Origin of the sequence: Enterobacter sp. CC120223-11, from assembly GCF_900215375.1 — a bacterium.
GTDB lineage: Bacteria > Pseudomonadota > Gammaproteobacteria > Enterobacterales > Enterobacteriaceae > Scandinavium.
The window spans coordinates 62,211-81,658 of sequence record NZ_OBEF01000014.1 but is presented as its reverse complement, the minus strand read 5'-3'; the positions used below and the strand labels follow the sequence as shown (position 1 = coordinate 81,658).

Sequence of the window (19,448 nt, the reverse complement as noted above, 5' to 3'; positions counted from 1 at the left end):
CTTGGCATCGGGTCCTGGGTGGCTGGCGAAATGTTGTGTAGTGAACTTATTTTGTCAGAATGAGTTTTCCGGCATGGGTCTGACGCAGCAGATAGTGCTGGCCGTCATGCTCGATGATGATGCGGCCTTCAGCGCCGAGCAGGCTTTTGCTGCTGATGCGGCGATCGTCGGGCTGAGGGTGCGGCTTGTGCGATGTACTGTCTGTTACGACGGTGTTGTCCAGAGATGTCATAGTGTTAAAAATAGTTATCAATGTAACAATGATAATCATTATCAACAAATCAAAAAGCTCGGCAACCCCTTTTGTGAAAAATAGGTGACTGGATCAAAAAATAGAGATGACGAAAGGGGAGTGGATGTTGCATTGCCGGGCGGCACTGCGTTTGCCCGGCCTACAAGACAAAGTAGGCCCGGTAAGGCGTCAGCGGCCACCGGGCAATGATTAGAAGCGTGTATCCACAGCTGCAGCCAGTTTGTCCAGCAGCAGCTCGCTGTCTTCCCAGCTCAGGCAAGGGTCGGTGATGGATTGCCCGTAAACCAGCGGCTGACCCGACACAATTTTCTGTGTGCCTTCACGCAGGAAGCTTTCAGCCATGATCCCGGCAATCGCCGTGGAACCGTTGCGGATCTGCTGACAAATGTCATCGCATACGTCCAGCTGGCGGCGGTGCTGCTTCTGGCAGTTACCGTGGCTGAAGTCGATAACAAGATGCTCCGGCAAATCGAACTCGTGCAGCGTATCGCAGGCGGCGGCGATATCTGCGGCGTGATAGTTCGGCTTCTTGCCGCCGCGCATGATGATGTGCCCGTACGGGTTGCCGCTGGTCTGGTAAATCGTCATCTGACCGTTTTTATCAGGTGACAGGAACATGTGGCTGGCGCGTGCGGCACGAATCGCATCGACGGCGATACGCGTGTTGCCGTCAGTGCCGTTCTTGAATCCTACAGGGCAGGAGAGCGCCGAAGCCATTTCACGGTGGATCTGACTCTCGGTGGTGCGTGCGCCAATCGCGCCCCAGCTGATGAGGTCGGCAATAAACTGCCCGGTCACCATATCGAGGAACTCAGTCGCCGTCGGCACGCCAAGTTCGTTGACCTGCAAGAGCAGCTTCCGGGCAAGCTCAATACCATGGTTCACACGGTAGCTGCCATTCAAATCCGGATCGGAGATCAGGCCCTTCCAGCCCACCACGGTGCGCGGTTTTTCAAAGTAGGTGCGCATCACAATTTCAAGACGCGACTGGTGCTTCTCGCGCAGCGCCTGCAGGCGACGGGCATAGTCCATTGCCGCATCCAGATCGTGAATGGAGCAAGGACCTATCACCACCAACAGGCGTTTGTCTTCGCCGTTAAGGATTTTTTCAATGCGGCGGCGGGAAGCGGTTACGTGGCTTGCAACGTCAGCGGATACAGGGTGGCGCTGCGCCAGTTCAGCAGGCGTTACCAGGCTGTCGATGCGCGCCGAACGCAGTTCATCAGTTTTGTTCATTGGGACTCTCAGAATTGGGTTACTTTCGCGGCCGAAGTGCCGGAAGTGATGCGCATCACGATAAACCAATCCCTGTTTTATTCAAGGCAGAATGTGACGCACATCTAATTACGGCGCTAATAGTATCGCATTTTGCTACGTTGTACTAGTGTATTAGTACATGCGGCGACTGAGGCCCATGATGTCGAGGATTTTAGTGGCAATCTCTTCCACCGAATAGTTGGTGCTGTTGAGCCACGGGATCTGATTTTTGCGATACAGCGCTTCGACTTCGGTGACCTCCATTCGACACTGGCGCATTGAGGCATAGCGGCTGTTCTCACGACGCTCCTCGCGAATGGCGGCGAGGCGCTCCGGGTTAATGGTCAGCCCGAATAATTTATGCTGCAACGGTTTCAGCGCGGCGGGCAGCACGAGGTTGTCCATATCGTCGGCAATGAACGGATAGTTGGCGGCACGAATACCAAACTGCATGGCCAGATAGAGGCTGGTGGGGGTTTTGCCGCAGCGCGATACGCCGAGCAGAATGACCTGTGCCTGATCAAGGTTGCGCAGCGAAATGCCGTCATCGTGCGCTAACGTGTAGTCAATGGCAGCGATACGGGCGTCATATTTCGCGAGGTTGCCAGAGGTTAAGCCGTGAGTCCTGTGGGCGACGGGCGTTGGGTCCAGCTTCAGTTCTTCCTGCAACGGTGCCACCAGCGCCTGCACGATGTCCTGACAGAAGCCTTCACTTTGCAAAATGATGGTGCGAATTTCCGGCAGGACGATGGAGTAAAACACCAGCGGACGCACGCCGGACTGCTGGAAGATGGCGTCAATTTGTTCCTTGACCGCCTTTGCCCGGCTTTCGGTCTCGACAAACGGCAGGGTGATGCTGTTCACCGATACCGGGAACTGCGACATCACCGCATGGCCGAGCACTTCGGCGGTAATTGCGGTGCCATCGGAAATGTAAAAGACCTGGCGATCGACATTATTATCCATTTTTGACCATCCGGTAAGAGTAAGTTAATACGGCTTAAGCATCTGTTTATTTTAATCACAACTGCATCATCCGTGTCTTAAAAATAATATCGAAACAGTGTTTTTATTTTTAATGAAATGGGGTGTTCATTTTTACCCTGGCGACCTATAAACCGCAAAATTATGTGGGATTGCTGATGAATCATGGGGTTACATTGATGAGGGGATCAGTCTGAAAAACAGGAAAATAAATTTGCTTGAACGATTCACCGTTTTTTCAACACGACGAATTATGGCAGGATAATTAACGACGCCAGTGATGTTTCTGGCACTTTTCTTAATTAATGAAAGGATTGTTTCGATGTCTGACAATGCTCTGGTGCTCTGGTACAACCAACTCGGCATGAATGATGTAGACAGCGTTGGTGGCAAAAATGCTTCCCTGGGTGAAATGATTACGAATCTGTCCGATTTGGGCGTTTCCGTGCCGAACGGATTTGCCACCACGGCTTATGCTTTCAATCAGTTTCTCGACCAGAGCGGTGTAAACCAGCGCATCTATCAGCTGCTGGATGAAACCGACATTGACGACGTGACCGCGTTGGCGAAGGCCGGGGCGCAGATCCGTCAGTGGATCATCGACACACCTTTTACCCCGGAACTGGAGCAGGCCGTTCATCAGGCCTATGACAAGCTCTCTTCTGACGATGCCGAAGCGTCATTTGCTGTGCGTTCATCTGCCACCGCAGAAGATATGCCAGATGCCTCTTTCGCCGGGCAGCAGGAAACCTTCCTCAACGTGCAGGGCTACGATGCAGTGCTGGTCGCCATCAAGCACGTGTTTGCCTCCCTGTTTAACGATCGCGCCATTTCTTACCGCGTGCATCAGGGCTACGACCATCGCGGCGTGGCGCTTTCCGCAGGCGTGCAGCGCATGGTGCGCTCCGACCTCGCTTCTTCCGGCGTCATGTTCTCCATCGACACTGAATCGGGCTTCGATCAGGTGGTGTTTATCACCTCTGCCTTTGGCCTGGGCGAAATGGTGGTACAGGGCGCGGTGAACCCAGACGAATTCTATGTCCACAAACCGACTCTGGCTGCGGAGCGCCCGTCGATTGTGCGCCGCACCATGGGTTCGAAAAAAATACGCATGGTTTATGCACCAACCCAGGAGCACGGCAAGCAGGTGCGTATTGAAGACGTGCCGCAGGCCGACCGCGACCGCTTCTCTTTGACCGATGCCGAAGTGCAGGAGTTGGCGAAGCAGGCGGTGCAGATCGAAAAACACTACGGTCGTCCGATGGACATCGAATGGGCGAAGGACGGCCACACCGGCAAACTGTTTATCGTGCAGGCGCGCCCGGAAACCGTACGTTCCCGCGGCCAGGTGATGGAGCGTTATACGCTGCATTCCCAGGGCAAAATCATTGCCGAAGGCCGTGCCATCGGGCATCGCATTGGCGCGGGTCCGGTGAAAGTGATTCACGATATCAGTGAGATGAACCGCATTGAGCCAGGTGACGTGCTGGTAACTGACATGACCGACCCGGACTGGGAGCCGATCATGAAGAAAGCGGCGGCGATCGTCACTAACCGCGGCGGTCGTACCTGTCATGCGGCGATCATCGCTCGTGAGCTTGGGATTCCGGCGGTTGTGGGCTGCGGTGATGCCACCGAACGCATGAAGGATGACGAAAAAGTTACCGTCTCCTGCGCCGAAGGCGATACAGGCTATGTCTACGCCGAGATGCTCGATTTCAGCGTGAAAAGCTCCAGCGTCGATACCATGCCGGACCTGCCGCTGAAAATCATGATGAACGTCGGCAACCCCGATCGGGCCTTTGATTTCGCCTGCCTGCCTAACGAAGGCGTGGGGCTGGCGCGTCTGGAATTCATCATCAACCGTATGATTGGCGTGCACCCGCGTGCGCTGCTGGAATTTGATGACCAGGACGCGAAGCTGCAAAACGAAATCCGCGAAATGATGAAGGGCTACGACTCACCGAAAGAGTTTTACGTCGGTCGTCTGACGGAAGGGATCGCCACACTCGGCGCGGCGTTCTATCCAAAACGCGTCATCGTGCGTCTCTCCGACTTTAAGTCCAACGAATACGCCAACCTCGTCGGCGGCGAGCGCTACGAGCCGGAAGAAGAGAACCCGATGCTGGGCTTCCGCGGCGCCGGGCGCTACGTGGCTGACAGCTTCCGCGACTGCTTCGCGTTGGAGTGTGATGCGGTCAAACGCGTGCGTAACGAAATGGGCCTGACCAACGTGGAAATCATGATCCCGTTCGTGCGCACCGTCGATCAGGCGAAAGCCGTTATTGACGAACTGGCGCGCCAGGGACTCAAGCGCGGTGAGAACGGCCTGAAGGTGATCATGATGTGCGAAATCCCTTCCAACGCCCTGCTGGCGGAGCAGTTCCTCGAGCATTTCGACGGCTTCTCTATCGGCTCGAACGACATGACCCAGCTGGCGCTTGGCCTCGACCGCGACTCCGGCGTGGTGTCTGAGCTGTTCGATGAGCGCAACGAGGCGGTGAAGGCGCTGCTGTCGATGTCAATTCGCGCGGCGAAAAAGCAGGGCAAATACGTCGGCATCTGCGGCCAGGGCCCGTCGGACCACGAAGACTTTGCCGCCTGGTTGATGGAAGAGGGCATCGACAGCCTCTCTCTGAACCCGGACACCGTGGTGCAAACCTGGCTCAGCCTTGCTGAACTGAATAAGTAATCTCTCAATCCCCGGTTCGCCGGGGATTTTTTTGTCTGCTGTTCAGCCAGTTGCGCCCGATCACACTTCGCACAGAAAACAAAAAATCGTAAATCCGCTGGTTAATTCTGCAATTGTCCCCTGACGGCTGCTTTCCAATACTGAGTGCCAGAATTTTCCCTTCACCGTATTCAGGAGTTCAATATGACCCCTCTTTATAAAGATCCGCAGCGCCCGATTAACGAACGCGTGGCTGATTTACTGGCGCGAATGACGCCGGAAGAGAAGTTTGCGCAGATGCACGCATACTGGCTGGTGCTGAGCGAAAATGGCGAGCATCGCGAACGCAGCGACATGAGCGATGAGTTTGCGGGCGTGTCTGAGCAGGCGGCCCTTAGCGAGCGACTGATGCTCGGCGTCGGGCAAATCACGCGCCCGCTCGGCACGCATATCGTTGATGCAAAAACCGGCGTGCGTGCGGCCAACCGGCTGCAAAAAATGCTGATGGAGGAGACGCGACTCGGTATTCCTGCACTGTTTCATGAAGAGTGCCTGGTGGGCCTGTTGTGCAAGGACGCCACGCTGTTCCCTTCCTCACTGAACTACGGCTCCACATGGGATCCTCAGTTGATTCGCCATGCCGCGGAATGCATTGGCGAAGAAGCGCGCATGACGGGGTGCCATCAGGGACTCGCCCCGGTGCTGGACGTCTCCCGCGACGTGCGCTGGGGCAGAACGGAAGAAACCTTCGGCGAAGATCCGTGGCTGGTGGGCGTGATGGCCTGCGCCTATGTCGAAGGATTGCAGGGCAAGCAGCGCGATCTGCTGGCAACGCTAAAGCACTACGTCGGGCACTCCTTTAGCGAAGGCGCACGCAACCACGCCCCGGTCCATCTGGGTTTCTGTGAACTGAACGACACCTTCCTGCTGCCGTTCGAAATGGCTGTCAAACTTGCCAACGCCGGGTCGGTGATGCCCGCGTATCATGATATCGACAATCAGCCCGGCCACAGCGATGCGTTCCTGATGACGCAGATCCTGCGTGAGCAGTGGGGCTTCGACGGCATTATCGTTGCTGACTACGGCGGCATAAGCCTGCTGCATCAGCATCACGGCGTCTCGCACGATGCGGCAGAATCGGCAGCGCTGGCGTTTAACGCCGGGCTGGACGTTGAACTGCCCAAAGATGACTGCGCGCGCCATCTCGGCGAAGCCGTCGAACGTGGGCTGATTTCGATGAGCAAAATAGATGAAGTTGTGGCGCGCACGCTCACAGAAAAATTCAGGCTTGGGCTGTTTGAGAAACCGTACGCGGACGAAACTCAGATTGAACTGCAAAGCGCTAAGGCCCGCCAGGCCGCGCGGGAAGTCGCCACGCGAAGCATGACGCTGCTGGAAAACAACGGCGTACTGCCGCTCACCGGCAAGCCTCGCGTGGCGGTAGTGGGCCCGACGGCGGACGATCCGCTGGCGCTGCTGAGCGGCTACAGCTTTCCGGTGCATCTGATCATCAGCGACATGCTGGAGCAGACTTCACAGGTCACCACGCCGCTGGAAGCCCTGCGGCAAGCGCTCGGTGAGCAGAACGTTCAATACGCCAAAGGCTGCCACATTATCGAAAAACGGATGGCGGGTGCGCCCGTGTTCCCGGGCGACAGCAGCGGTAAACCGATGCAGCAGTCGCCGGTGTCGCAGGATACTTCACTGATTTTAGAATCGGTAAGCGTGGCGCAGGCCAGCGACGTGGTGGTGGTTTGCGTGGGAGATCTTGCCGGGCTGTTCCAGAGCGGGACGGTGGGGGAAGGCTCCGATACCGATTCGCTCAATTTACCGGGCGTCCAGCAGCGGCTGATCGAAGCTCTGGTGGATACCGGCAAACCGGTGATTGTGGTGATGACCGGCGGCAGGCCATACAACCTGCAAGGGCTGGAGGACAAAGTTGCGGCCCTGCTGATGGCATGGGCTCCCGGCCAGGAGGGCGGCTACGCGATTGCCGATGTGCTGACCGGGCGGGCTGAGCCGCAGGGGCGGCTGGTAGTGAGTGTGCCCAAAAGCGCCGGGGCGATGCCGTATTACTACAACCATAAGCTGAAAAGCGGCGGTACGCCGTATGCGTTCCACTTTGGCAGCCGTTATCCGTTTGGCTACGGCAAAGGCTGGACGCAGTTTCGCTGGAGTGAACTGATGTTGCTGACGCCGGAAGTGAACATCGACTGCGAGATTGCCGTGAGCGTGACGCTTACCAACACAGGCGATCGTCGGGGGAGCGAAGTTGTGCAGCTTTATGTCCACGATAAAGTCGCCTCAATGGTGCGACCGGTAAAAGAGCTAAAAGCCTTCCAGCGCGTGAGTCTCGCGCCGGGCGCAGCGGCAACGCTGACGTTTTACGTGCCCGTGGATATGCTGAATTTCACCGCTCGCGACGGGAAGCGCATCGTCGAACCGGGCGAGTTTACGTTTATGGTCGGGGCATCTTCGGAAGATTTTCACGGTTCGGTGACGGCCAGCGTCATCGGGGAAACGCGTGCGTTAGCAAAAGCGTGGCGAATGATGAGCCGCTGTGAACTGAAATAGAGGGTAAAAAAAAGCCCATCGTGGGAGATGGGCAAAGACTACACACAGCAATTCGTTGTTTCACTCAGGGGATTTCCATGCTTATAAATCAAGGTGTTGATTTATAACCGTGACCTAATAGTAGGCATGGGCAGTTTTTGCGTCGATCGGATTGCTCTTAATCGTTAAAAAATCGTAAAGATTCTATGGGGTATATCATGCCAGGCTGGGCGATTTGGCGAGAAAAGAGGCAGTAATGCGGTGTTAAAGGTTAGTGTTACTTAACAATGTAGCCCGATGCGGGTGGCATCGGGCTGGCGTGAATCAGTTGTCCAGTTTCTGATGGCTGGCTTCGGGGACTTCTAACTCCTCAAGCACTTCTTCAGGGTCGCTTGACGGCGGCGGGACTTCCCGCACCCAGGCGTCAAACAGTCGCCAGGAGACGGCCAACAGCACCGGGCCGATAAACAGGCCAATCATGCCGAAGGCGATCAAACCACCGATAACGCCGGTAAGAATCAGTACCATTGGCAAATCAGCACCCATGCGGATCAGCAGTGGGCGGATAAAATTATCCATCGTGCCGACCACGCAGCTCCATACCAGCAGCACGGTGCCCCAGGTGGTATCGCCGCTCCAGTAGAGCCAGATTATGGAAGGGATCAGCACCACCAACGGACCAAGCTGCACCAGGCAGGAAAAGATCATCACCACGGTCAGCAAGGTTGCATAAGGCACGCCGGAAATAGCAAGGCCAATCCCCCCCAGCACCGCCTGAACCAGCGCCGTGACCACCACGCCGAGCGCCACGGCACGAATGGCCTGGCCCGCCAGCAGCACGGCCGCATCACCTCGCTTGGCCGCCAGACGCGTGGCGAAGTAGCGCACGCCGTAGGCGACTTTCTCACCCTGCCAGTACAGCAGGGCGCTGAACAGCAGCATCAGGCCGCAGTGCATCATAAAGCGACCAATGTGCGCGGCCTGACCGACAAACCACGTGGTGGTGGTCCCGATGTACGGGCGAACTTTGGCCATAATCGCCGTGCCGCCCATATCCAGCAGGCTGTGCCAGCCGGCGTAAAGCTTTGCGCCAACCAGCGGAATGCTGTTGAGCCACGCAAAATCGGGCAGCGTCAGATTGCCGGAGGTGACGGCGTGTACCAGCGGCGTACTGCCGTCAACCAGGCTATTTATCAGCAACGCAACGGGGATCACGAAGAGTAAAAACAGCAGCAGGGTCATCACGAGTACCGCCAGCGAGCGGCGGCCAAACAGCAGGCGCTGGAGCTTGATCAGTACCGGCCAGGTGGCAATAACAATGGTCGCAGCCCAGGCAAAGCCTAAGACGAAAGGCTGAACTATCCACAAGCACGCCACAATCATGAGCGTTAAAAACAGTACCGAGAACAGTAGCTGCGGTATATCACGGGGCCGGTGAAGGGTTGTCATACGTTTCTTACCTTTAAAAATGCACCCATTCGGGTGCAGAGGATAAATCCGTTTACTGATAATAATATCAACAATTTCGCGAACATGATCGCCCTGAAATCCGATAAGCGCATAAGTAAAAAATGTGATACAACGATGAGACGACACGCAAACGATAAAACAGAAACCAAAGCGTTGTACAACACACCATCATCTTCAACACAACATAGTCAGGCAGGGTCGAGCGTCATGATCCCACAAATTTCTCAGGCACCCGGCGAAGTCCCGCTGGTGATGAACTTTTTGCAGGCACTGGAGCAACAAGGATTTACCGGCGATACCGCCACGCGTTACGCCGACAGGCTGACGATGGCCACGGATAACAGCATCTATCAGCTTCTTCCCGATGCCGTCGTTTTCCCACGATCCACCGCTGATGTGGCGCTGCTGTCGCGTATTGCCGACGAAGAGCGCTTTCGTTCACTGGTCTTTACCCCTCGCGGCGGCGGTACGGGTACCAACGGCCAGGCCCTGAATCAGGGTATCATCATCGACATGTCCCGCTACATGAACCGCATTATTGAGATCAACCCCGAAGAGGGTTGGGTGCGCGTTGAGGCCGGGGTTATCAAAGATCAGCTTAATCAGTTCCTGAAGCCCTACGGCTATTTTTTCGCCCCGGAGTTGTCAACCAGTAACCGCGCCACGCTCGGCGGGATGATTAATACCGATGCTTCCGGGCAGGGTTCTCTGGTTTATGGTAAAACCTCCGATCATGTGCTCGGCGTGCGCGCGGTGCTGATGGGCGGGGATATCCTCGATACCCAGCCGGTGCCGGTCATACTGGCCGAAACGCTGGCCAGGGAGCAGTCGGCGAGCGGTCGGATTTACCGCACCGTGTATGAGCGCTGTAAAGAGAACCGTCAGCTGATTATCGACAAGTTCCCAAAGCTGAACCGCTTCCTGACCGGTTACGATCTGCGTCATGTGTTCAACGATGAAATGACCGAGTTTGACCTGACGCGCGTACTTACCGGTTCAGAAGGCACGCTGGCATTCATAACTGAGGCGCGGCTGGACATCACGCGGCTGCCGAAAGTGCGTCGGCTGGTGAACGTCAAATATGACTCTTTCGACTCTGCGCTCCGCAACGCGCCGTTTATGGTGGAGGCGCGCGCGCTGTCGGTGGAAACCGTCGATTCCAAAGTGCTGAACCTGGCGCGGGAAGATATCGTCTGGCACTCGGTGAGCGAACTGATTACCGACGTGCCGGACAAAGAGCTGCTCGGCCTGAACATTGTAGAATTTGCCGGCGATGATGAGACGCTGATCGCAGGCCAGGTCAGTTCACTCTGTCAGCGTCTGGACGCGCTGATCGCAGCGGGTGAAGGCGGCGTTATTGGCTGGCAGCTTTGTGAAGAGCTGGACGGTATTGAGCGCATCTACGCGATGCGTAAAAAAGCCGTGGGGCTGCTGGGCAATGCCAAAGGGGCGGCAAAGCCGATACCCTTTGCCGAAGATACCTGCGTGCCGCCGGAGCATCTGGCGGACTACATTGTGGAATTCCGCGCGCTGCTGGACGGCCACGGTTTGAGCTACGGGATGTTCGGCCACGTCGACGCCGGGGTGCTGCACGTGCGTCCGGCGCTGGACATGTGCGATCCGCAGCAGGAAATCTTAATGAAGCAGATTTCCGACCAGGTGGTCGCGCTGACGGCGAAATATGGCGGTCTTCTCTGGGGTGAACACGGTAAGGGCTTCCGCGCGGAATACAGTCCGGCGTTCTTTGGCGACGTACTTTACGGCGAACTGCGTAAAGTGAAGGCCGCGTTTGACCCGAACAACCGCCTCAATCCAGGAAAAATTTGCCCGCCGGAAGGCGTTGATGCCCCGATGATGAAAGTGGATGCCGTGAAGCGCGGCACCCTCGATCGCCAGATCCCGATTGCGGTGCGAACTTCCTGGCGTGGTGCGATGGAGTGTAACGGCAACGGGCTGTGCTTCAACTTCGACGCCAAAAGTCCGATGTGCCCGTCGATGAAAATTACCAGTAACCGAATGCATTCCCCGAAAGGGCGCGCGACGCTGGTACGCGAATGGCTGCGTTTGCTGGCCGACCGCGGCGTCGATCCGCTGAAGCTTGAAAAAGCTCTGCCCGAAAAGCGCGCCAGCCTGCGCTCGCTGATTGAGCGGACGCGAAACAGCTGGCACGCGAACCGGGGGGAGTATGATTTCTCGCATGAGGTGAAAGAGGCGATGTCGGGCTGCCTGGCCTGTAAGGCCTGCTCCACCCAGTGTCCGATTAAAATTGACGTCCCGGATTTCCGTTCACGCTTCCTGCAGCTTTATCACACCCGCTACTTACGTCCGCTGCGCGATCACGTGGTGGCCACCGTGGAAAGCTATGCGCCGCTGATGGCCCGCGCGCCAAAAACCTTCAACTTTTTCATCAGCCAACCCTGGGTGAAAGGCCTGTCGAGAAAGCATATCGGCATGATCGACCTGCCGCTGCTCTCTGCGCCGTCGCTGCAGCAGCAGATGGTCGGGCATCGTTCGGCGAACATGACGCTGGAACAGCTCGAAGCACTTAGCGAAGAGCAGAAAGCGAAAACGGTACTGGTGGTACAGGATCCGTTCACCAGCTACTACGACGCCGGGGTGGTGGCCGATTTCATTCGCCTGGTGGAGCGCGTGGGTTATCAGCCCGTAGTGCTGCCGTTTTCGCCGAACGGCAAAGCGCAGCACATTAAAGGTTTCCTCGCGCGCTTTGCGAAAACCGCGCAGAAAACTGCCGATTTCCTCAACCGGGTCGCGCAGCTTGGCATGCCGATGGTTGGCGTCGATCCGGCGCTGGTGCTCTGTTACCGCGATGAATACAAGCAGGTGCTGGGCGAAGAACGCGGCGACTTCCACGTACAACTGGTGCATGAATGGTTGCCAATGGCGCTGGAAAATATCGCGACCCAGGACGTCAGCGGTGAACCCTGGTATCTGTTTGGTCACTGCACAGAAGTTACGGCATTGCCGATGGCACCGAAGCAGTGGGCGTCAATTTTTGCACGCTTTGGCGTGAAACTGGAAAGCGTGAGCGTAGGCTGCTGCGGTATGGCAGGCACCTACGGTCATGAAGTCACAAACTATGCCAATTCGCTCGGGATTTATGAGCTATCGTGGCAACAGGCGATGCAGCGTCTGCCGCGCAATCGGTGCCTGGCGACGGGCTACTCCTGCCGGAGTCAGGTCAAACGCGTGGAGGGTAGCGGCATGCGCCATCCGCTGCAGGCATTACTGGAGATTATCGGATGATCTGGAAACGTAGTGCGACCCTCGAAAAGCTCAATGCGATGGGCGAGGGTAATATGGTGGGTTTGCTCGACATTCGCTTTGAGCGCCTTACCGACGACACAATCGAAGCCACCATGCCGGTGGACAGCCGGACCCATCAGCCGTTTGGTCTTTTGCACGGTGGCGCCTCAGTGGTACTGGCTGAAACGCTGGGATCGGTGGCGGGTTATCTCTGCACGCAAGGCGATGAGAAAGTGGTTGGCGTTGAGGTGAACGCCAACCACCTGCGTTCGGTGCGCAGTGGCCGCGTGCGCGGCGTCTGTAAAGCGCTGCACGCGGGGCGCCGCCAGCAGGTGTGGCAGATAGATATTTTCGATGAGCAGAATAAATTGTGCTGCACTTCGAGACTGACCACTGCCGTCGTTTAGAATATCTGAACAAAAAAACAGCGCTCAATGCTGCGGATTGCGGCGCTTTTCTCCCAGGTTTCTGCCGAATTGTCTTAATAAACAGCATTCGCGGAATTAATAATGATTAGTGCGGTAATGAATAGCGTTATTACATCGGATTGCTCCCGGTTTATTCCTCAGCAATTAAGGTTAGCTTCAGATTTATTCACTATCTTTTTTTTAACAGATGTAGCATTCTGCTCTTCGCAGCGCATCTGCACGTACGGACAACACCTTTGACTCTATAAATGGACTCATCGTCCATAGAGTTTTTTAACGCTTTGGTTGAAAATGACGTTTAACCCGCGTGAAATTTCAACACGTATCGCCTAAAGATTGATGAATTTCTTCTTTTTTTCCTTATGCGTTACTGGTTCACATGCTGACAGGAATTAACGATGGCAAAAGCCTTCGACACATCACTGCTCCACCCGCGTAACTGGTTAACCTGGTTTGGTCTCGGGGTGCTGTGGCTGATGGTTCAACTCCCTTATCCTCTGCTTTACATTCTCGGTTCCTCTCTGGGTCGCGCATCTCGTCCATTTTTGAAAAGAAGAGAAAAGATAGCGTCAAGAAATTTAACGCTCTGTTTCCCTGATATGAGCGCCGAGGAAAAAGAGAAGTTAATTGAGCAGAATTTTATTTCGCTCGGTATGGGCTTAATTGAAACGGGCATGGCTTGGTTCTGGAGCGATGCCCGGGTCAAAAAATGGTTTGATGTGGAAGGCTATGAAAATCTGACCAAAGCGCTGGAAGATAATAAAGGCGTGATGGTGGTCGGGGTGCATTTCATGTCGCTCGAACTCGGGGGCAGGGCAATGGGGCTGTGTCGGCCAATGATGGCGACCTACCGCCCGCACAACAGCAAAATGATGGAGTGGGTGCAGACCAAAGGTCGGCTGCGCTCCAATAAAGCGATGATTGACCGCCGCAACCTGCGAGGCTTGGTGAGCGCGCTGAAGGATGGGGAAGCGGTCTGGTTCGCGCCCGATCAGGACTACGGCCCGAAAGGCAGCACCTTCGCACCGTTCTTCAACGTCCCTCAGGCCGCCACGACTAACGGTACCTTCGTGCTTTCCCGCTTGTCCGGTTCGCACCTGCTGACGGTGACTATGGTGCGCAAAGCCAACAACCGGGGCTACACCCTGCATATCAGCAAAACGATGTCGGATTATCCGTCTGAAGATGAATTCCTGGCCGCCAGCTATATGAACAAGGTGATTGAGAAAGAGATCCTGCGTGCGCCGGAACAGTACCTTTGGGTGCATCGTCGCTTTAAAACGCGTCCGGCTGGACAGGCTTCCCTGTACTGAGAAGTGAAACTGCCCTGGTCGCAGGGCAGCTAAAACGGAGGGGTTAGCGTTGTTAACCGCCTGAGAAAATCGTACTTCAGCTTCTTGTGCTGATGCTTTAGCGCCGGGCGCAACGGATGATACAAAAAGCAGATGAGATAGTTTGTGTTGACATTTAAGATCGTTTGGTATGCACCTGCGCTAAATGCCAGCTCCGCGTAATCCTTCAGATTCTGAATGTTTTGTGAGCTTCTGTAACGAGTCTGAATGCTGAAGATATTTAGGTTATTGTCCAGCGGTGTTCCCTGGGGAATAACTCTCAGCCCCAAATTCTCCATTCTGCCGTTGCCGTGCATATACGCCAGCGGATCATAGTCAAAATCAATTAGTGGATGCGCTGACACCCCATACAGGAACGGGTGTGCATAGCCGTTATGAAAAGTGTCGATTTCCTGCTTGTAGTTGCTGTTGCATTTGTCGCAACTGGGAACGAAGTTGTAGAGACTTATGCCCAGAAACGGATACAGTGCTTTTGGATAGAAGTGATCGATCGCCGGGCGATAATCCACGCTGCCGTCGATTGCGGTTAATTTTTCAATTTCTTCTTGGTTGCAGTAGGGGCAGATGGTGATATCCAGATGGTTAATCAACTCCACAGCAACGGCCTGAGTGACGTCCCCGTAGCTAAAAAGTTTATGCAGATTGTTTACCCAGGCTGGAAAAATGCTGGCGTCGATGCGGCCCGAGCCGTACAGGCAGCTTGCGAATGAGGCTATCGCATCGCGAAAGGTCGCCAAATCCGGGCCGGTCGGTGGGTCAGTTAAAATAGCGGCAATCAGGTGACTGCCTTTGTTCAGATTGTAAGCGTGAAGCTGTGCTTTCAGAGTGCTGCTAATACTTTGCGCCTGCGCTCGATGGCTCCGCAGATCCAGCGACGTGAAATTATCCAGCGCCTGGGTGGTACAGGGAAAGTCGGCGAAGAAAACCTTCGGCAGATAGCGCTCCTGCAGCACGGGAAAACGGCCGTGTAGCTGGCTAATCATTCTGCCAAGCCTCGGCGGAGGCGCAAAGGCCAGCTGCAGGAGCCGCATGTCGCTGAAGTAATTGATGACCGACGTAGGGGCCGGATGTCGGTTGAAGAAACTTGCTCGCCGCTGCAGCGCTTTGTCCACCACCGCCTGGCGGAAGCTGAGCTTTATCGCTTTGCTGTAGGTTTTATCGATCAGGATCATGCCGTATCACCCCGGTCTTTTTTGTATCCTTTGTTTCCCTTGTCTTTTTTCTCTTGCTTGTCTTCTTTGTCACTTTTGATGACGCGCAGCAGGAATTCATTGGTCACCTGGCCGATAATGGAGCGTTCGGTCTCACCCCGAAGGCTGTTTTTATCCGTCAGATGCCTGAGCCACTGCATCGCATGATCGCCGATGGTGTATTTAACAAAAAAGCCGCCAGTGTAATATTCCGGCAGCGGCGAACCAAAGCCAAATGCGGGATTTTCGACCACAAACGTCAGGCCGCCAGTGTGTTTATCGAGGCAGACAATATCCCGGGGCAAGAAATCGCTGGCGATAATCGGCGAGTGGGTGGTGAAAATAAATTGTACCTGGCGATTTCCCGCGCTCTCCTTAATAAAGCTGATTAGCTCGCTTATAAACAGCCTCTGCCATTCGGGATGCAGATACAAATCCACTTCATCGATCAGGAAAATAAGCGCTTGGTCAGAAGAGTGGCGCAGATAGTGATAAATCTGGCTGAATAAGAAGGCCTGGGCAAATTCGCCGGAGCTGATGCTGCTCCAACCGAAGTCAATGCGATCGCGCAGATATTCGGGTATTTTCTGGATAATATTCCCGAGCCTGACGATATCTTCAGCATTATAAAATACGGCGGAGTTATCGCCGTTTAACGGCGGGGTCTGTTCAACCAGCTGAATAATCTCCAGCAGTTTCTTTTGCGTTACCCGCCATTCCCAACGCTCCGTTGGAAGACGAAGGGAGAGTTTTTGATAACGATCCCGGGCATGCTTTTTCAGCCAGCTCTGAATCTGCTCCAGCACGTCACTGTCTCTGGAAAAGTAGAGCGAGATCAGAAGCTCAGGATAGAGATCGTCGACAATTTGTTTATCTTTTATCAGTTCGCTGAGTGCGCCCCAGGCGTAAGCAGGGATAAAGCGCCACAGCTGCCGCTCTGGCGAATTGGCTTTGTTGTCCACTTTGGTCAGCAAAGAGAAAATTTCAGCGAGGGAATCATATTGGCCGGAATCAATACGGCTCGCACATTCCTGAACGGTTTGCGGATCGCAAAAAGGAAAAGCGCGGTAGTTCGCGTTGATTTTATAGTCGCTGTAAATATCATAAAACCATTGAATCATTCCCTCGGCCCATTTGGGATTTTCGCTCTGGTGATTTCTGGCGATCGTCGACAACCTGTAGGCGGAGGGCTGCAGCAGTCTGACGTGAAAGCCGTGATCGACATCCGGCATTTTTTTCTGCAGCCAGTCGCTGGTAGAAATAAATGCGCTGAACCTGCTGATAACCTCGTTGCGTCGGGCGCGGCTGCCTTTTACGTAGCGGGACAGGGATGCATCCTCAAAGTAGCCCCGGGTCGGGTATTTATTGCTGGAAAAAAACAGGGAATTAAAATCGACGGCATTATTCAGCGTCACCAGGGTTGTCTGATGTTCCTGAAGATAAGCAGGAAGCTCAGCAATAAGGCGAACGGGGAGATTAGAGATAATGTCCAGCTGCGGGTGGTTGCAGAAAAGAATATACAGCTCGCCCTGATGATGGAAAATAGCCCATGCGCTGCATCGCTCGTATGAACACATTTCCTGCAGGCAGTCGAGAATGGAGGTTTTACCCACGCCGTTTTTACCAAGGATTAGCGTCATGGGAATATGCTGATAATAGACGTCCGGATGGGAGACCTGGTCGATACGGAGCGTCCGGCGATCGTGAGTTACGTCAAACTGGCCGTGCAGTGGCACGGAGATATCATGCAGTTTTTTGTATTCGTTGATGTATAAAAAGACGATTTCCATGAGTGAAACCCATTTTTATTATTTATTTTCAAATAATTACGGCTGATGTTATCACATCTGATGTAAAGCGGAAGCTCGCTGCTGCTGGCTTTTCCGAATTGTATCTGCGCTATCGTATAAATCGGTATTTTCGATACATCTTTTCATTGTCCGCTTTTCTGCCGCCATCTTCTGTTAAAGCACTTATTTTTCAATATATTGAACAATTTTTCTCTGCGCTGTTCAGCTCACGCACAGGGTCTATGCTTAGTAAAAGCCTGCAAAAAGGCCGATCCTGCGGAAAGCCCCTGCTGACAAGGGGTTGAAGTGATAATCATTATCACTACCATAGGGGGATGCTCTAGTGGCTTTAACTCATAAGGTGGACCTATGGAATTGCAATCAGAAACCTTTAATCCAGCCGATTTCGCCTGGCGAGGCATCAGCATGACAACCCAGGCCGCCGCGCACGTGCGCGACCTGGCCGAGAAGCAGCACGTGTTGGGCATTCGCCTCGGGGTGAAAACCTCCGGATGTGCGGGCTTTGCCTACGTTCTGGATACCGTGTCCGAGCCTAAACCTGACGATCTGTTGTTTGAGACAGACGGGGCGAAGCTGTGGGTGCCGCTGCAGGCGATGCCATTCATCGACGGAACGGAAGTCGATTATGTGCGGGAAGGCCTGAATCAGATTTTCAAGTTTCATAACCCGAAAGCCCAGCACGAGTGCGGCTGTGGCGAAAGTTTTGGGGTGCAGGCGGAGTAACTATGTCTCGAAATACTGAAGCAACTGACGATGTCAAAACCTGGACCGGTGGGCAGCTCAACTATAAAGAAGGGTTCTTCACCCAACTGCAAACCGACGAACTGGCCAAAGGGATCAGCGAAGAGGTAGTGCGCGCCATCTCGGCGAAGCGCAATGAGCCGGAGTGGATGCTGGAGTTTCGCCTGAACGCTTACAAAGCGTGGACTGAGATGGAGGAGCCGCACTGGCTGAAGGCCCATTACGATAAGTTGAATTACCAGGATTACAGCTATTACTCTGCACCTTCGTGCGGAAACTGCGACGAGACTTGCGCTTCTGAGCCTGGTGCCGTGCAGCAAACCGGAGCCAACGCGTTCCTAAGTCAGGAAGTGGAAGAGGCCTTCAACCTGCTCGGCGTGCCTGTACGCGAAGGGCGTGAGGTGGCCGTAGATGCTATTTTTGACTCCGTCTCCGTCGCCACAACCTACCGTGACAAGCTGGCCGCGCAGGGCATCATTTTTTGCTCCTTTGGTGAGGCTATTCACGATCATCCGGAGCTGGTGCAGAAATACCTCGGCACAGTGGTGCCTGGCAACGACAACTTCTTTGCCGCGCTGAACGCTGCGGTGGCCTCCGATGGCACCTTTATCTATGTGCCGAAGGGCGTGCGCTGCCCGATGGAGCTCTCCACCTATTTTCGCATCAACGCCGAAAAAACCGGCCAGTTCGAACGCACCATTCTGGTGGCCGATGAAGGCAGCTACGTCAGCTACATCGAAGGCTGTTCCGCTCCGGTGCGTGACAGCTATCAGCTCCACGCCGCGGTGGTGGAAGTTATCATCCACAGAGACGCTGAAGTGAAATATTCGACGGTGCAGAACTGGTTCCCTGGCGATAACAATACCGGCGGCATTCTGAACTTCGTCACCAAGCGCGCGCTGTGCGAAGGCGAGAACAGCAAAATGTCCTGGACGCAGTCGGAAACCGGCTCTGCTATCACCTGGAAATACCCGAGCTGCATCCTGCGCGGCGACAACTCCATCGGCGAATTCTTCTCCGTGGCGCTGACCAGCGGGCACCAGCAGGCCGATACCGGTACCAAAATGATTCACATCGGCAAGAACACCAAATCGACGATCATCTCGAAAGGGATCTCCGCCGGGCACAGCCAGAACAGCTACCGTGGCCTGGTAAAAATCATGCCGACCGCCACCAACGCCCGCAATTTTACCCAGTGTGATTCAATGCTGATTGGCCCGGACAGCGGGGCGCACACCTTCCCGTACGTGGAGTGTCGTAACAACACCGCGCAGCTGGAGCATGAAGCCACAACCTCGCGCATCGGGGAAGACCAGCTGTTCTACTGTTTGCAGCGCGGCATCAGCGAGGATGACGCCATCTCCATGATTGTGAACGGTTTCTGTAAGGACGTTTTCTCAGAATTGCCGCTGGAGTTTGCGGTTGAAGCACAAAAACTGCTGGCGATTAGCCTCGAACACAGCGTCGGTTAAGG

Annotated in this window: 13 protein-coding genes and 1 other RNA gene; 7 read left to right on the top strand and 7 right to left on the bottom strand. The window is 54.9% G+C overall.

What is annotated here, in order from left to right:
- Nucleotides 1-46 precede the first annotated feature (46 nt).
- The 3 genes from hemP to CRO87_RS16185 all read right to left on the bottom strand — a co-directional run bounded on the left by hemP (nt 47) and on the right by CRO87_RS16185 (nt 2,476).
- Nucleotides 47-271 (bottom strand): hemin uptake protein HemP, encoded by a 225-nt coding sequence (gene hemP / locus CRO87_RS16195; RefSeq protein ID WP_176504327.1) that lies wholly within the window; start codon nt 269-271, stop codon nt 47-49.
- Nucleotides 272-442: 171 nt separating this feature from the next.
- A complete protein-coding gene (gene aroH / locus CRO87_RS16190; RefSeq protein ID WP_097163965.1) occupies nt 443-1,489 on the bottom strand; it encodes a 3-deoxy-7-phosphoheptulonate synthase AroH in 1,047 nt (348 codons plus the stop codon).
- A gap of 153 nt (nt 1,490-1,642) precedes the next feature.
- The gene (locus tag CRO87_RS16185) at nt 1,643-2,476 is read right to left on the bottom strand and encodes a pyruvate, water dikinase regulatory protein (RefSeq protein WP_097163964.1); all 834 of its coding nucleotides are present in this window, start codon (nt 2,474-2,476) and stop codon (nt 1,643-1,645) included.
- Between the two features lie 340 nt (nt 2,477-2,816).
- Here CRO87_RS16185 and ppsA point away from each other — a divergent pair, with 340 nt between their 5' ends.
- Together ppsA and CRO87_RS16175 are read left to right on the top strand one after the other, a co-directional pair.
- Nucleotides 2,817-5,186 (top strand): phosphoenolpyruvate synthase, encoded by a 2,370-nt coding sequence (ppsA, locus tag CRO87_RS16180; RefSeq protein WP_097163963.1) that lies wholly within the window; start codon nt 2,817-2,819, stop codon nt 5,184-5,186.
- Nucleotides 5,187-5,369: 183 nt separating this feature from the next.
- Nucleotides 5,370-7,739, top strand: coding sequence for a glycoside hydrolase family 3 N-terminal domain-containing protein (locus CRO87_RS16175; RefSeq protein ID WP_097163962.1), 2,370 nt, complete (start codon nt 5,370-5,372; stop codon nt 7,737-7,739).
- Nucleotides 7,740-7,742: 3 nt separating this feature from the next.
- Here the strand turns inward: CRO87_RS16175 and rprA are convergent.
- Nucleotides 7,743-7,850, bottom strand: an RNA gene (rprA, locus tag CRO87_RS16170) — antisense sRNA RprA.
- A 192-nt stretch (nt 7,851-8,042) separates the two neighbouring features.
- On the bottom strand, nt 8,043-9,167 hold the full coding sequence (gene ydiK / locus CRO87_RS16165; RefSeq protein ID WP_097163961.1) for an AI-2E family transporter YdiK: 1,125 nt from the start codon (nt 9,165-9,167) through the stop codon (nt 8,043-8,045).
- Nucleotides 9,168-9,395: 228 nt separating this feature from the next.
- Here ydiK and CRO87_RS16160 point away from each other — a divergent pair, with 228 nt between their 5' ends.
- The 3 genes from CRO87_RS16160 (at nt 9,396) to lpxP (ending at nt 14,193) form a co-directional block, all read left to right on the top strand.
- The gene (locus CRO87_RS16160; protein WP_097163960.1) at nt 9,396-12,452 is read left to right on the top strand and encodes an FAD-binding and (Fe-S)-binding domain-containing protein; all 3,057 of its coding nucleotides are present in this window, start codon (nt 9,396-9,398) and stop codon (nt 12,450-12,452) included.
- Complete coding sequence (gene menI / locus CRO87_RS16155) at nt 12,449-12,859, top strand: 1,4-dihydroxy-2-naphthoyl-CoA hydrolase (protein WP_097163959.1); 411 nt, start codon at nt 12,449-12,451, stop codon at nt 12,857-12,859. The genes CRO87_RS16160 and menI overlap by 4 nt, the downstream gene beginning before the upstream one ends.
- A 419-nt stretch (nt 12,860-13,278) precedes the next feature.
- The gene (lpxP, locus tag CRO87_RS16150; protein ID WP_097163958.1) at nt 13,279-14,193 is read left to right on the top strand and encodes a kdo(2)-lipid IV(A) palmitoleoyltransferase; all 915 of its coding nucleotides are present in this window, start codon (nt 13,279-13,281) and stop codon (nt 14,191-14,193) included.
- A 29-nt stretch (nt 14,194-14,222) separates the two neighbouring features.
- Here lpxP and CRO87_RS16145 read toward each other — a convergent pair whose 3' ends face one another.
- Together CRO87_RS16145 and CRO87_RS16140 are read right to left on the bottom strand one after the other, a co-directional pair.
- The gene (locus CRO87_RS16145) at nt 14,223-15,404 is read right to left on the bottom strand and encodes a hypothetical protein (RefSeq protein WP_097163957.1); all 1,182 of its coding nucleotides are present in this window, start codon (nt 15,402-15,404) and stop codon (nt 14,223-14,225) included.
- A complete protein-coding gene (locus CRO87_RS16140) occupies nt 15,401-17,212 on the bottom strand; it encodes an AAA family ATPase (protein WP_097163956.1) in 1,812 nt (603 codons plus the stop codon). Before CRO87_RS16140 ends, CRO87_RS16145 begins: the two co-directional genes overlap by 4 nt.
- Before the next feature lie 369 nt (nt 17,213-17,581).
- Here CRO87_RS16140 and sufA point away from each other — a divergent pair, with 369 nt between their 5' ends.
- Both sufA and sufB read left to right on the top strand, forming a co-directional pair.
- A complete protein-coding gene (gene sufA / locus CRO87_RS16135; RefSeq protein WP_097163955.1) occupies nt 17,582-17,956 on the top strand; it encodes a Fe-S cluster assembly scaffold SufA in 375 nt (124 codons plus the stop codon).
- A gap of 2 nt (nt 17,957-17,958) precedes the next feature.
- The gene (gene sufB / locus CRO87_RS16130; protein ID WP_097163954.1) at nt 17,959-19,446 is read left to right on the top strand and encodes a Fe-S cluster assembly protein SufB; all 1,488 of its coding nucleotides are present in this window, start codon (nt 17,959-17,961) and stop codon (nt 19,444-19,446) included.
- Nucleotides 19,447-19,448: the final 2 nt, after the last annotated feature.